The organism is Pseudomonas sp. Teo4 (genome assembly GCF_034387475.1).
Classification (GTDB): Bacteria; Pseudomonadota; Gammaproteobacteria; order Pseudomonadales; family Pseudomonadaceae; genus Aquipseudomonas.
The window spans coordinates 2,340,577-2,354,416 of the sequence record NZ_JAXCIL010000001.1 but is presented as its reverse complement, the minus strand read 5'-3'; the positions used below and the strand labels follow the sequence as shown (position 1 = coordinate 2,354,416).

General features: G+C 65.3%; 11 protein-coding genes. 9 read left to right on the top strand and 2 right to left on the bottom strand.

Features of this window, described 5'->3' with window-relative positions:
* Positions 1–52: 52 nt before the first annotated feature.
* Both PspTeo4_RS10645 and PspTeo4_RS10640 read right to left on the bottom strand, forming a co-directional pair.
* On the bottom strand, positions 53–1,210 hold the full coding sequence (locus PspTeo4_RS10645) for an alpha/beta hydrolase family protein (protein ID WP_322363698.1): 1,158 nt from the start codon (positions 1,208–1,210) through the stop codon (positions 53–55).
* A 182-nt stretch (positions 1,211–1,392) separates the two neighbouring features.
* Positions 1,393–2,331 (bottom strand): LysR family transcriptional regulator, encoded by a 939-nt coding sequence (locus PspTeo4_RS10640; RefSeq protein WP_322363697.1) that lies wholly within the window; start codon positions 2,329–2,331, stop codon positions 1,393–1,395.
* Between the two features lie 277 nt (positions 2,332–2,608).
* Here PspTeo4_RS10640 and PspTeo4_RS10635 point away from each other — a divergent pair, with 277 nt between their 5' ends.
* The 9 genes from PspTeo4_RS10635 to PspTeo4_RS10595 all read left to right on the top strand — a co-directional run bounded on the left by PspTeo4_RS10635 (position 2,609) and on the right by PspTeo4_RS10595 (position 13,839).
* The gene (locus PspTeo4_RS10635; RefSeq protein WP_322363696.1) at positions 2,609–3,550 is read left to right on the top strand and encodes a VOC family protein; all 942 of its coding nucleotides are present in this window, start codon (positions 2,609–2,611) and stop codon (positions 3,548–3,550) included.
* A 3-nt stretch (positions 3,551–3,553) separates the two neighbouring features.
* Positions 3,554–3,901, top strand: a complete 348-nt coding sequence (locus PspTeo4_RS10630; protein ID WP_322363695.1) for a Rieske (2Fe-2S) protein — start codon at positions 3,554–3,556, stop codon at positions 3,899–3,901.
* A 139-nt stretch (positions 3,902–4,040) separates the two neighbouring features.
* On the top strand, positions 4,041–5,165 hold the full coding sequence (locus tag PspTeo4_RS10625) for an FAD-dependent oxidoreductase (protein ID WP_322363694.1): 1,125 nt from the start codon (positions 4,041–4,043) through the stop codon (positions 5,163–5,165).
* Positions 5,166–5,252: 87 nt separating this feature from the next.
* Complete coding sequence (locus PspTeo4_RS10620) at positions 5,253–6,923, top strand: DUF1302 domain-containing protein (RefSeq protein ID WP_322363692.1); 1,671 nt, start codon at positions 5,253–5,255, stop codon at positions 6,921–6,923.
* Positions 6,924–6,937: 14 nt separating this feature from the next.
* Positions 6,938–8,305, top strand: a complete 1,368-nt coding sequence (locus PspTeo4_RS10615; protein ID WP_322363691.1) for a DUF1329 domain-containing protein — start codon at positions 6,938–6,940, stop codon at positions 8,303–8,305.
* Between the two features lie 53 nt (positions 8,306–8,358).
* Positions 8,359–9,420, top strand: a complete 1,062-nt coding sequence (locus tag PspTeo4_RS10610; protein WP_322363690.1) for a WD40/YVTN/BNR-like repeat-containing protein — start codon at positions 8,359–8,361, stop codon at positions 9,418–9,420.
* Positions 9,421–9,423: 3 nt separating this feature from the next.
* The gene (locus PspTeo4_RS10605) at positions 9,424–11,889 is read left to right on the top strand and encodes an efflux RND transporter permease subunit (RefSeq protein ID WP_322363689.1); all 2,466 of its coding nucleotides are present in this window, start codon (positions 9,424–9,426) and stop codon (positions 11,887–11,889) included.
* Positions 11,879–13,066: an MFS transporter gene (locus PspTeo4_RS10600; protein WP_322363688.1), complete on the top strand. Its 1,188-nt coding sequence runs from the start codon at positions 11,879–11,881 to the stop codon at positions 13,064–13,066. The genes PspTeo4_RS10605 and PspTeo4_RS10600 overlap by 11 nt, the downstream gene beginning before the upstream one ends.
* Positions 13,063–13,839 carry an SDR family oxidoreductase gene (locus tag PspTeo4_RS10595; RefSeq protein ID WP_322363687.1) on the top strand — a complete coding sequence of 259 codons (777 nt, stop codon included), beginning with the start codon at positions 13,063–13,065 and terminating at the stop codon, positions 13,837–13,839. The genes PspTeo4_RS10600 and PspTeo4_RS10595 overlap by 4 nt, the downstream gene beginning before the upstream one ends.
* Position 13,840: the final 1 nt, after the last annotated feature.

Here is a 13,840-nt window from a genome sequence, read left to right as displayed (position 1 = left end):
TCGTCTTGTTGTTTGCCTCAGGGCAAGGCCGGCAGCGCCGGCGCGAAGGGTATCAGGCGGTGTGGCCGCCCAGTGTCTCGGCGACCCAGTCGGCGATGTAGTGGCCGGCATTGATGCTGTTGTCGAAGCTTGAGTGCTGCACACCGCCTTCGCGGTCGGTGAAGATCTTCAGCTCGCGCTTGGGGCTGTTCACCAGTTGCTCATAGGTGCGATGCGCCCATTTGAGCGGGATCTGCGAGTCCTTCTCGCCGTGGGTGACCAGGAACGGCACGCGGATGCGGTCCAGCACGCCGTCGAGGTGCACGTTCTCGGCGATGCGCATGAAATCGTCCATGTCGTTCGCGCCCCAGACCCAGCGCACGTGGGCCCAGTAGTGTGGCACCGGGAAGTCGCCTTCTTTCTCCAGGCGCCGCTTCTGCACGTCGCGCCAGTCGTGGTTGGCGCCCCACACCACGCCGCAGGCGAAGCGTGGCTCGAAGGCCACCGCACGGGGGCAGTAGTAGCCGCCCAGGGATACGCCTTCAAGGCCGATGCGCTTGGGGTTGACGTCAGCGCGGGTTTCCAGCCAGTCCACCACGCGGCTGGCCCAGTGCTCGCTGTCGTAGCGTGCGGTCAGGCCGTGCAGGCGCAGTGCTTCGCCGGTGCCGGGCTGGTCGATGATCAGTGAGGACACGCCTCGCTTGGCCAGCCATGCAGGCAGGCCGACGCGGTACTTCATCTCCTTGGTCGAGTCCAGGCCGTTGACCTGCACCAGCAGCGGTGCAGGGCCAGTGACGCCCTCGGCGCGTACTAGCAGGCCCGACAGGCACTTGCCTTCGTAGGGGATTTCCACCCGTTCGCAGTTTTCCCCGGACAGGTCGATGCCGCGGGCGAAGGTGTCCAGAAAGCGCTGGTACAGCGCCGCACGACCTGGCGCGCCATGGGCCTGCAGGCGCTCGCAGGTGAGGTAGTAGGTGGCGGCGCGGTTGTACTTCTCGCCGGCAGAGAGGTGCCTGCCGGCGGCTTGGTCTTCTTCGGCCAGGGCGCAGAGCTTGTCGGCCATCTTCGCCCAGGTTTCTCGGAATGCCTGGGTGCCGGCAGCGTCTGGCTGCTTGGCGGCCTCCTGCAGGGGGGCGCACATCGCTTCGATCTCACCCATGCGGGCACCCATTTCGATGGCCAGGTCCACCGAGAGATTCCAGACGTAATTGGTGGGGAAGTAACGGAACATTGTTGTTGTCCTTCTGCGGTCGTTGAGTCCGGCGCCTTCAAGTTGCGACAGGCACGCAAGGCGCGGTTCGAAGGCAAGGTACGCAGGCAGGACGGGGCGGGGCCAATCGAGTGTGGGGATGCAAGGTATCGCGAAACGCGATGCCCCGACGCCGTTGCGGCGGCCGGGGCGATGTGTGTTGCTCAGGCGGTGGCGCGCAGGATGTTCGGCTGTTGGTCGGCGTGCCGGATGAAGTCACTGATGCGCTCGCGCAGCCAGCGGTGCATGGGGTCACCGTCCATGCTGCGATGCCAGAGCATGAATTCGCGCATCACTGGGATCTTCACTGGGGGCGGCAGGATGCGCAGGGGCAGATAGCCCGCGTAGAGTTCGGCCAGGCGCCGGTGCATGGTGGCGACGCGCGGCGTGCCTACCAGCAGCTGCGGCAGGGTATTGAAGTCGTTGGTGATCACTTCCAGGCGGCGGTTGAAACCGTACTGGCTCATGAACCAGTCCTCGATGCTCAAGTGCCGGTTGCGGCCAAAGCCCACCGAAATGTGCCCCATCTCCATGTACTGTTCCAGGGTCAGGTGTTCGCCGACCTGGGGGTTGTCGCGCCAGACCACGCAGACATGTTCTTCTTCGAACAGCAGTTGCGCCGGGTGGCCGTCGATCAGGTAGCGCTCGGGCACGATCATCATGTCGACCTCGCCACGCATCAGCAGCTCGGCGCTGCCGTCACCCGGGCTGATCATCTCGAAGGTGATGTGTGGTGCCTGCTGGTGGATTTTCTGGATGACCTGGGCGAACAGCACACTGATCAGGTAGTCCGAGGTCACCAGGCGAAAGTGCCGCTTGCTGCTTGCAGGCTCGAACACCGGCTTGGCGGTGATCGAGGAACGGATGGTCAGCAGTACCTCACGCACCGGGTTGGCCAGCTCAAGGGCATAAGGGGTTGGCTGCATCTTGCGGCCGACCTGTACCAGCAACTCGTCCTCGAAAAAGTTTCGCAAACGGCCCAGTACGCCGCTGGTGGCCGATTGGGTCATGTGCAGGCGTTCGGCGGCTCGGGTGATGTTCTGCTCCTCGAGCAGGACATCCAGTGCCACCAGCAGGTTCAGATCCAGGTGATGGAAGCGCATGGTGATAGCTCACGGTTCTTGTAGTTATTTTCGCGATACCTTCCCGCTGCATTGCCGATACGTCAAGGCCAATCCGCTGTCCAGCCGAGCCAACGCCAGGCGCCATGGGCTGGCGCACAGGTATCGCGATTGCCGATGCCTCGCATCCTGACTCGCGATTGGTCACGCCGCCTCCCCACCGAGCAACCTGAACTCCAGTCGAGCGGCCGCCGAGTCGCCACGACCCATGTCCGGTGACCCTGCCTCGCCGAATAACAATTTCAATGGAGTGGTAGCCATGAACATTCTTGGACTCGACGCGTTGGTCTTTGGCGTCGACGATATCCAGGCCTGTAGCAATTGCCTGCGTGACTACGGCCTTGTGGCCGCCCAACTGGACGCCGACGGAGGCCGTTTCGAGGCGTTGGACGGCACCGCGATCATCATTCGCCACGGCGACGACAGCAGCCTGCCGCCCGCGCTGGGCCCAACTCCGTCACTGCGCGAGACGGTCTACGGCGTCGCTTCGACGGCAGACCTGGAGGCCATCGCCGATGAACTGGGGCGAGACCGTGAAGTGCGCCGTGACGAGCACGGTGCGCTGCACACCGTCGACGACCTGGGTTTCGCCATCGCCTTCCAGGTTTCCTGCCGTCGCGCCTTCGAGGCACCCGCCGACCTGACCAACGCTCCCGGCAGCGCGCCGCAGCGCCCGCTCAACCAGCTGGGCATTACCCTGGACATGCCGGCGGTGCCACGCACCTTGTCCCACGTGGTGTACTTCGTGCCCGACGCGGCCAAGGGCGAAGCCTTTTACCGTGACCGCCTGGGTTTCGTCACCACCGACAGTTTCATCGGCGTAGGCCCGTTCATGCGCACCGCCGGCATGGACGACCACCATTGCCTGTTCATGATCCAGACGCCACCGCACATGCAGGGCTGCGAGCACTTCACCTTCCACATGGGCAGCGGCACGGAGGTGCTGCTGGCTGGCACACGCTTCCAGCAGAACGGCTGGACCAGTTTCTGGGGCCCCGGTCGGCATCTGCTGGGCTCCAACTGGTTCTGGTACTTCAACAGCCCGCTTGGCTGCCACATCGAATACGACGCCGACATGGACAAGCATGACGACGAGTGGGCGGCGCGTCAGGCGCCGATGTCGGCCGACAACTCGCAGCTGTTCCTGTTCAGCTCACGGGAGAAATGGGCACCTGGTGGCCCACCGCCCAAGCAGGGCTGAGCCGTGGACTGTGCCGTGCTGTGCCGGCTCGATGAGCTGGGCGAGGGCCAGGCGCGAGGCTTTGACCCGCAGGGCAGTGGAGCAGACAGCCTGTTCGCGCTCCGGTACCGAGGCGAAGTACGGGTCTACCGCAACCGCTGCCCGCACCTGCTGGTGCCGCTGGAGTATCGCAAGGATCGATTCCTCAGCGCCGATGGCCAGTGGGTCATCTGCTACGCCCACGGCGCTCGCTTCAGGCCCGACGACGGCGCCTGCGTCCATGGCCCATGCCGGGGTGAGACGTTGCAGACGCTTCAGCACCGCGAGGCACACGGCTGGCTGCTATTGCCGCTGGAACAACTCAATACCTGAGCTATCGCGCCACGCGATAGCTCGCATCCCGGGACTCGATTGGTCAAAGCCCGGCGCTGCCGGGAAGCTGTGCCCAGGCACAGGAAACGGCCGCCTCGCATGGCGCGGCGGACAACAAGAACAAGACGTGAGACATGCCATGAATACTGTGAACAACGTGCTGATCGTGGGTGGCGGAATTGGCGGGCTTTGTGCCGCCATTGCCCTGCGCCGCAAGGGTATCGCTGTCGACCTGGTCGAGCTAAAAACCGAATGGACCGTCTATGGCGTCGGCATCATCCAGCAGAGCAACGTGGTGCGCGAGATGCACCGACTGGGCCTTCTGGAGGCCTACCTGGACGCGGCTTACGCCTTCGAGGACGTCGCCATCTATACGACCCAGGGCCAGCAGCTTGCGCGCATTCCCGGCCAGCGCCTGGCTGGCCCTCGGTATCCAGCCAACGTCGGCATCTCTCGCCGAGCCTTGCACAAGGTACTGAGCGAAACCGCCATCGAACTCGGCACCCAGGTGCGCCTGGGCACCTCGGTGGAGCGCTTCGAACAGGACGACAGCGGGGTTGACGTGCTGTTCACTGATGGCAGTGAGGGCCGCTATGGGCTGATGGTCGGTGCCGATGGGTTGTTCTCGAAGGTGCGCGGTTTGTTGTTCGGCGACCGCTACCAGCCGCGCTTCACCGGGCAGTCGGTATGGCGCTACAACTTCCCGCGTGCCGAGGGCATCGACCACCTGGCCAACTACCAGGGGCCGTCCGGCAATGCCGGCCTGGTGCCGCTGGCCGATGACCTGATGTACCTGTTCACCACCTCCCACGAGCCAGGCAACCCCTGGATGGAACCGGCCACCCTGGCGGATGGCCTGCGCCAGCGCCTGGCCGGTTTCGGCGGGCTGATCGGCGAGTTGCGCTCGCGAATCGTCGACAGTGCCGAAGTTGTCTACAAGCCGCTGGAAGCGGTGTTCGTCGATGAACCCTGGTATCGCGGCCGCGTATTGCTGATCGGCGATGCCGCCCATGCCACCACGCCACACCTGGGGCAGGGCGCCGGCATGGCCATCGAGGATGCCGTGGTGCTGGCCGAGGAACTCACCGCCGGTGGCAGCCTGGATGTGCAGTTGAAGCGCTTCATGGCGCGGCGTTTCGAACGCTGCAAGTTCATCAGCGACATGTCCCTGCTGGCCGGCGAGAAGGAAGTCCAGCGTGACCCGTCCTTCGACCGCATCGGCCTGGTCAAGCAGATGCTGGAGGTCACCGCACGGCCGATCTGATTCCCCGTACCCGGCGCACCCTGCCTTGCTGGCGCGCCGGGTGCCACGCCAACACCGACGCACAAGAACAAGAAAGAGGAAACCCCGATGTTGACTCGCAAAGGTGCAATCGTACGGCCGTTGCCGGCGCTCAAACCCATCAGCCTGGCGCTTCTTGCGCTGGCTACCAGCCAGGCCCAGGCCTTCGAACTCGACACCGGCAACCCCGACCTGCGGGTGCGCTGGGACAATACCCTGAAGTACAGCGCCGCCTGGCGTACCCAGGACGCCAGCAGCAAGCTGACCGAAGGGCAGACCGCGCTGAACCTGGACGACGGTGACCGCAACTTCGACAAGGGGCTGATCTCCAACCGCCTCGACCTGCTGTCCGAACTGGACATCACCTATGGAAACGTCGGTGCGCGGGTCAGTGGCGCGGCCTGGTACGACGATGTCTACAACCAGGGCACCGACAACAACGACCCCAGCCGCGCCAACAGCTACTCGGTCGACTACGACGAATTCACCGATGACACCCGCAAGCTGCACGGGCGCAAGGGTGAGCTGCTCGATGCCTTCATCTTCGGCAAGACCGAGATCGGCGACCTGCCAGTGTCCGGCCGCCTGGGCCGCTACGCCATGCAGTGGGGCGAGAGCTTGTTCTACGGTATGAACGGCATCGCCGGCGGCATGGCGCCGGTTGACGTGGTCAAGGGCCTGTCGGTGCCCAACACCCAGTTCAAGGAGCTGATCCGGCCGGTGCAGCAGATTTCCGGCCAATTGCAGCTGACGCCGGATGTGTCCGTGGGGGCGTACTACCAGTTCGAGTGGGAGGCCAACCGCCTGCCGGCGGCCGGCAGCTACTTCTCCAGCGACGACTTCTTTGGCGACGGTGGCGAACGCATGTTCGTCGGCACGCCGGTGTTCCCCGGCGGACAGCCGTTGGCATTCTTCCGTGGCAATGACAAGGAGGCCAAGGACTCGGGGCAGGGCGGCGTGCAACTGCGCTGGCGCACCGAGACGGTGGACTGGGGCGTGTACGCCATTCGCTTCCATGACAAGTCGCCGCAACTCAACGTGCGCCCGGACTTCGCCAACCTCGACCCGGTCAGCGGCAAAGCCGGCGAGTTCTACTGGGTCTACCCCGAAGGCATCGAGGCCCTGGGCGCCAGCTTCTCCACGACCCTGGGCAACTTCAACATCGCTGGCGAACTGTCCACGCGCTGGAACCAGCCGCTGGCCTCGACCAACCAGCACGCGCTTGCCACGGACGAGGCGATCGACAACGACGATGACCCGGTGTACGCCACCGGTCGCACGTTGCACGCCAACTTCTCCTGGCTGGCCAGCCTGGAGCCGAACTTCATCGCCGCCGAATCGAGCTTTCTGGGCGAAATCGCCTGGAACCGGGTGATGAGCGTGAGCAAGAACGCCGATGCCGTCGACCCCAACGCCGACCGCGACGCCACCAGCCTGCGCCTGGTCTTCGAGCCGATGTACCGGCAGATCATTCCCGGCCTCGACCTGTCGGTGCCGATCGGCGCGAGCTACACCAACGGCGCATCCATGGCACTGGGCACCGGCTTTGGCAGCGACCACGGCGGCGACCTGAACATCGGCCTGAAGGGCAACTACCTAAATACCTGGAGCCTGGGCCTGACCTACACGCACTACTACGGCCCGGAGAACACCTTCCTCGACGCCGACAACCACTACACCTTCGAACAGTCGCTCAAAGACCGCGACTTCATCGCCTTCACCGTCAGCCGCACCTTCTGACCGAGGACTACCCGATGAGACACAACAAGAAAGTCGTTTCCCTGCTCACTGCCCTGAGTGCTTCGCTGCTGTTCGCCCACGGCGCCTGCGCCGCAGTGACTGCCGAGCAGGCAGCCACCCTCAAGACAACCTTGACCCCGCTCGGTGGCGAACGTGCCGGCAATGCCGACGGCAGCATTCCAGCCTGGACCGGTGGCTATACCAAGATCGACCCTGCCTACAAGGAGGGCGGCAAGCGTGGCGACCCCTTCGCCAACGACAAACCACTGCTGACCATCACCGCGCAGAACATGGCGCAGTACGCCGACAAGCTGACGCCGGGCATCCAGGCGATGTTGAAAAAGTACCCGGACAGCTACCGGTTGGACATCTACCCGACCCACCGCAGCGCCGCCGCACCACAATCGGTGTACGACGCCACCTTCGCCAATGCCACCAGTGGCAAGTTGCTCGACGGCCCTGCCGGCCCGATGCCAGAAGGCGCCGCCGGGGGCATTCCGTTTCCGATTCCCGCCAACGGCGTCGAAGCCATGTGGAACCACCTGTTGCGCTGGCGTGGTGCTTCCTGGCACGCCAGCTTCAATCAGTACCTGACCACCGCCGACGGCAAGCACGTACTGACCAACGACTCGCGTGCCGACCTGCAGATGCCTTGGTACTTGCCTGGTGGCGGTGGCGACAAGGGCGTGTTCTGGTCTATCCGCATGACCAACGATGGCCCGCCATTGCGTGCCGGCGAGGCCATCACCGGCCTTGAGAACCTCAACGCCGACAAAGCTGCGGTATGGACCTACCTGCCTGGCCAGCGTCGCGTGCGCCGCCTGCCCAATGCCTGTTGCGATACGCCGACACCGGCCACCGCCGGGGTCATGAGCTTCGATGAACTGTATGTGTTCAACGGCCGCCTCGACCGTTTCGACTGGAAACTGGTGGGCAAGCAGGAGATGTACATCCCCTACAACGCCAACCAGGTCTTCACCGCCGCCAACGCCGAAGCGCTGCTCGACCCGCATCACCTGAAGCCGCAAGCCATCCGCTGGGAATTGCACCGTGTCTGGGTGGTGCAGGCGACCCTGAAAAACGGCCAGCGCCACGTCATGCCCAAGAGCACCTACTACCTCGACGAGGACACCTGGGCCGCCGTGCTGGGTGAGCGTTACGACGCCCGCGACCAGCTGGCCAAGGTGGTCTGGACCTCGCCGGTGGTGCTGCCTGACCTGCCTGGCGTAGTGACCCTGACCAACGGCTTCTACGACCTGCTCTCTGGCGCCTGGTTTGCCGGTGACCTGTTCGCCGGCAAGAACGAGCAATACCGCATCGTGCCGCCCTACAAGGACTCGGTGTTCACCGCCGATGCCATGGCGGGCGAGGGTGTGCGCTGAACGGACGCACTGCGCTGTGCTGTGCCGAATACAACAAGAAAAGGCTGCGTGCGATGAACAAGATGCTCTATGGCTGGCTGCTGGCAGCCTGTTGCGGGCTGCCCCCGGCATTCGCCGGAAGTGACGTGGATGTACTTTCGCAGCCCGCCGTGCATGGCCCTCAAGCCTTGCACGCGGTGCTGCAGGATGTGGCCCGTGCCGGTACGCGCCTGGTGTCGGTGGGCGAGCGTGGTGTAGTGCTGCTCTCCGATGACAATGGCGCCACCTGGCGCCAGGCCACGGCCGTACCGGTGAGTGTCAGCCTGACCGCCGTGCAGTTCGTTGACGAGCGCAACGGCTGGGCAGTCGGCCACGCTGGCGTGGTGTTGCACAGCGAAGATGGCGGTGAACACTGGGCCTTGCAGCTTGACGGCAAGCGCGCCGCCGCCCTTGAGCTGCAGGCTGGCGAGGCTGATGGCGATGCCAGTCGCATCGCGGCGGCGCAGCGGCTGCAAGCTGACGGCGCCGACAAACCGCTGCTGGCCCTGAGCTTTGCCGATGCGCGCCACGGCTTGGTCGTGGGCGCCTATGGTTTGGCCTTGGCGACCACCGACGGTGGGCGCTCCTGGCAGTCCAGCATGGGGTTGTTGCCGAATCGGCGTGGGCTGCATCTTTATGCGCTGGCGCGCCAAGGTGCAGAGCTGTACGTCGCCGGTGAACAGGGGCTGCTGTTGCGCTCGCGTGATGGCGGTGCCCACTTCGTTGCGCTGCAAGGCCCCTACGACGGCAGCTACTTCGCCGCCAGCGTACTGCCCAGCGGGCGACTGCTGGTCGGCGGGTTGCGTGGCTCGCTGTTCGCCTCTGATGACGGCGGTGACAGTTTCCGAGCACTGGCCAACCCGATACCCGCTTCGCTCAATGGCATCCGCGTCGCCGGTAACCAGCTGTTGCTCGCCAACCAGGCGGGGATGCTGTTGCGCAGCGGCCTTGACGACTTCGCCGCCCAGCCCTTGCCAGTGACCGATGGCTTGCCGCTGGCCGCCGCCACCATCGCCGCCGACGGCGCCATCGTTGCCGTCGGCATGGCCGGTGCCCGCCGCCTGGCGCCATCTTCCCTTTCCACCACGACGGACTGAGCCATGCACGCCATGAATTCACCTGCGCCGTCCAGCGGCCGCCTCGATGACTTCGACAGCACATCCGGTTCGCTGCTTGAACGTGCGCTGTTCAACCACCGCGCTCTGGTCCTGCTGCTGTGCCTGGCAGCGACCCTGTTGCTCGGCTGGCAGGCCTCGCGCCTGACGCTCAACGCCAGCTTCGAGAAGATGATCCCCCGTGATCATCCGTTCGTTCACAACTACCTGGAGCACCGCCAGGAATTGGCCGGGTTGGGCAACGCGGTGCGCATCGCCGTGGTCAACCCGCACGGCAGCATCTACGACAAGGGCTACCTGCACAGCTTGCAGCAACTCAACGACGCTGTTTATCTGCTACCGGGCGTCGACCGTGCGGCAATGAAGTCACTCTGGACCCCGTCCACCCGCTGGACCGGCGTGACCGAGGATGGCCTGGAAGGCGGCCCGGTCATTCCCGACGGCTACGATGGTGGTGACGCGAGCCTCAAAGCGCTCAAGCGCAACGTCGAGCGTTCTAACGAGATCGGCCAGCTGGTGGCCTTCGACCAGCGTTCAAGCATCATCTACGTGCCGCTGCTGGAGAACACGCCGGACGGCCAAACCCTGGACTACACCGCCTTCGCCCATGAACTGGAGACCCTGCGCGAGCGCTTCCAGGCGCAGGGCGTGCAGATCCACATCACTGGCTTTGCCAAGGTGGTGGGCGACCTGATCGACGGCCTCAGGCAGATCCTGCTGTTCTTCGCCGCTGCCATCACCATCACCGCCGTGGTGCTCTATTGGTACACCCGCTGTGTGCGCAGCACCGCGCTGGTGGTGGTGTGCTCGCTGGTGGCGGTGATCTGGCAACTTGGCTTGCTGCCGCTGCTGGGCTACGAGCTCGACCCATACTCGGTGCTGGTGCCGTTTCTGGTGTTCGCCATCGGTATGAGCCACGGCGCGCAGAAGATGAACGGCATCATGCAGGACATCGGCCGCGGCATGCATCGCCTGGTGGCGGCGCGCTTCACTTTCCGTCGGCTGTTCCTGGCCGGGCTCACCGCGCTGCTGTGCGATGCCGTGGGCTTCGCCGTGCTGATGATCATCCAGATCCAGGTGATCCAGGACCTGGCGGTCATCGCCAGCCTGGGCGTGGCGGTGTTGATCTTCACCAACCTGATCCTGCTGCCCGTGCTGCTCTCCTATGTGGGCGTCAGTGCTCGTGCGGCGCGGCGCAGCCTGCGTGCCGAAGAGGCCGAGGCGAGCGGGGCGCGCAAGCATGCGCTGTGGCGTTTTCTCGACCTGTTCACCCAGCGTCGCTGGGCCGCGTGGTGCATCGCCGTGGCCGCACTGATGGCCGCCGGCGGCTACGCCGTGAGCCTGCACCTGAAGGTAGGCGACCTCGACGCCGGCGCCCCCGAGTTGCGCGCCGATTCACGCTACAACCGCGACAACGCCTTCGTCACCCGGCACTACGGCGCCAGCAGTGATGTGTTCGCGGTGATGGTGCGCACCGCCCCCGGTGGTTGTTCGGCCTACGACACCTTGAAACGCGTGGATGATCTGGACTGGCAGTTGCGCGGCCTGCAGGGGGTGGACTCGACCAACTCGCTGGCACTGCTCAACCGCCGTGTGCTGGTTGGCCTCTCCGAAGGCAGCCCGAAGTGGTACGACCTGGTCAACAACCAGGCGACCCTGAACATGGTCACCGCCAACGCTCCACGTGGGCTGTACAACGACGACTGCAGCCTGCTGACGCTCTACGCCTACCTCACCGACCACAAGGCCGACACCCTGGCGCGGGTGGTGGACAGCGTCCAGGGCTTTGCCCAGGCCAATGACAGCGAGCAGGCCAGCTTCCTGATGGCCGCCGGCAGCGCCGGCATCGAGGCGGCCACCAATCAGGTGGTTAAACAGGCCAACCGCGACATGCTGTGGTGGGTGTATGGCGCGGTGATCCTGCTGTGCCTGGTGACCTTCCGTTCCTGGCGCGCTGTGCTTTGCGCAGTGCTGCCGCTGGTGCTCACCTCGATACTTTGCGAGGCACTGATGGTCGCGCTGGGCATTGGCGTGAAGGTGGCGACCCTGCCGGTGATCGCCCTGGGTGTCGGTATCGGCGTGGATTACGCGCTGTACGTGATGAGCATCGTGCTGGCCCAACTGCGCCAAGGCGCGAGCCTGTCCCAGGCGTACTACCGCGCACTGTTGTTCACCGGCAAGGTGGTGATGCTCACTGGCATCACCCTGGCCATTGGCGTCGGAACCTGGATCTTCTCGCCGATCAAGTTCCAGGCCGACATGGGCGTGCTGCTGGCCTTCATGTTCGTCTGGAACATGGTCGGTGCACTGATCCTGCTGCCGGCGCTGGCCTACTTCCTCTTGCCACAACACCAGGCCCGTGCGGCGCTGCAGGCGGATGAGCCCAAGCCCCGGCAATGCGAGCAGGGTGCCCGCTTCAACCCGCTCAAGGAGGTGAGCCATGGCCGTTGAACGCATCGCCGGTCGTGCCCAGGCCATGCTGTTGCTGTTCGGTAGCTGTCTACCCGTGCTGGGCGCGGTGCTTATCGCACCGGTGCTGCCACGCATGCACGCGCATTTCGCCGAGACGCCGGGCGTTGCCGTGCTGGTACCGGTTGCGCTGACGCTGCCGGCCCTGGTGATCGCCTTGCTGGCGCCGCTGGCGGGTGTGCTGGCCGACCGTGTCGGGCGCCGACCGTTGTTGCTGGCGAGCATGCTGCTGTACAGCCTCTGTGGGGTGTTGCCGCTGTGGCTGGATTCACTGGGCCTGATCGTCGCCAGCCGCGCCGGCATCGGCCTGGCTGAAGCCGGGATCATGACCTGCTGCACCACGCTCATGGGCGACTATTTCGACGGCCAGCGCCGCTCGCGGTTGTTCGCCCAGCAGATGGTGGTTACCTCGCTGTCGGCCGCGTTGTTCATGGGCGTGGGAGGCGCGCTGGGTGAAAGCGACTGGCGCACTCCGTTCTCACTCTACGCAGTGGGTGTGCTGTGCCTGCCGTTGATGGCGCTGCTGCTCTGGGAACCTCGGGCCGTCCGCATCACGTCCGAAGCGACGGCTGTTTCACGTTTCCCATGGGCGGCCCTGGCGCCGTTGTACCTGCTCACCACGTTGGCCGGGGTCAGCCTGTTCATCGTCCCGGTTCAAGCCGGCTACCTGCTGCAACTGTTGCACATTGATGCGCCGCAGCAGGTAGGCCTGACCATGGGCGCCAACCAGCTCGGCGTGCTGGCCGGCGCGCTGGTCTTCCGCCTGCTGACGCGTCTGTCGGCCTGCCGGCTGCTGGCTCTGGGGTTTGCCACGGCGGGGCTTGGTGGCGGCCTGATGGCGCTGTCGACCGGCCATGCGCTGGTGGTACTGGCGGTTCTGGTCAACGGCCTGGGGGTCGGCCTGTTGCTGCCGACGCTCATCAACCTGGTGATGCAGCAGGTCGGTTTCGACCAGCGCGGCCGTGCCACAGGTGGGTTCACCGCGGCCATTTTTGCCGGTGAGTTCATCAGCCCGCTGCTGGTGTTGGCACTGACTGACGGTGTGATCTCGCAATTGCCACCCGCACTGTTGCTGGTCGCCTTCGGCCAGTTGGCACTGGCGCCTGTGTGCCTGCGGCTGATACGGCATGAGCGCTCGGCAGTGGGGGTAGGGGCATGATCAGCGAACTGTTTTCCCTGGCGGGCAAGACTGCACTCATCACTGGCTCCACCCGTGGCATCGGCTTGGCCATTGCTCGCGAATACGGGCGCGCCGGTGCTCGCATCGCCATCAGCAGCGAGAGCGCTGAGGGCTGTGCGCAGGCCGTGGCGCAACTGGCGCAGGAGGGGGTCGAGGCCATCGCCCTGGTCGCCGACCTGAGCGACCCCGAGGCCGTGCAGGCCTTGGCGGGCCGCTGCCTGGAGCTTTTTGGGCGGCTCGACGCGCTGGTGTGCAACGCCGGTGTCGCACCGCACCTAGGGCCGCTGGCCACGGCCAGCGACGCCGACTGGGAGCTGACCTTCACCGTCAACCTGCGCAGCGCCGTCTGGTTGACCAGCGCGTTGTTGCCGGCCATGGCCGAGGGGGGCGGCGGCAGTGTGGTGCTCATGGCAAGCATCGCCGGTGTGCGTGGCAACCAGGGCCTGGGCCTCTATGGGCTGTCGAAGGCCGGCCTGGCGCAGTTGGCGCGCAACCTGGCCGTGGAATGGGGGCCGGCGAACATCCGCGTCAACGCCATCAGCCCCGGCGTCATCCATACCGAGTTCGCCCGCCCGCTGACCGACAAGCCTGACGTGCTGCAGCGGCGCCTGGCATTGACCCCGTTGCGTCGGGTTGGCCGCCCTGAAGAGGTGGCGGCCTTGGCATTGCTGCTGGCTGCGCCCGGCGGCGCGTTCATTAGCGGACAGAACCTTATTGTCGACGGTGGCACCACCATCGGCGACGGCAATTGAA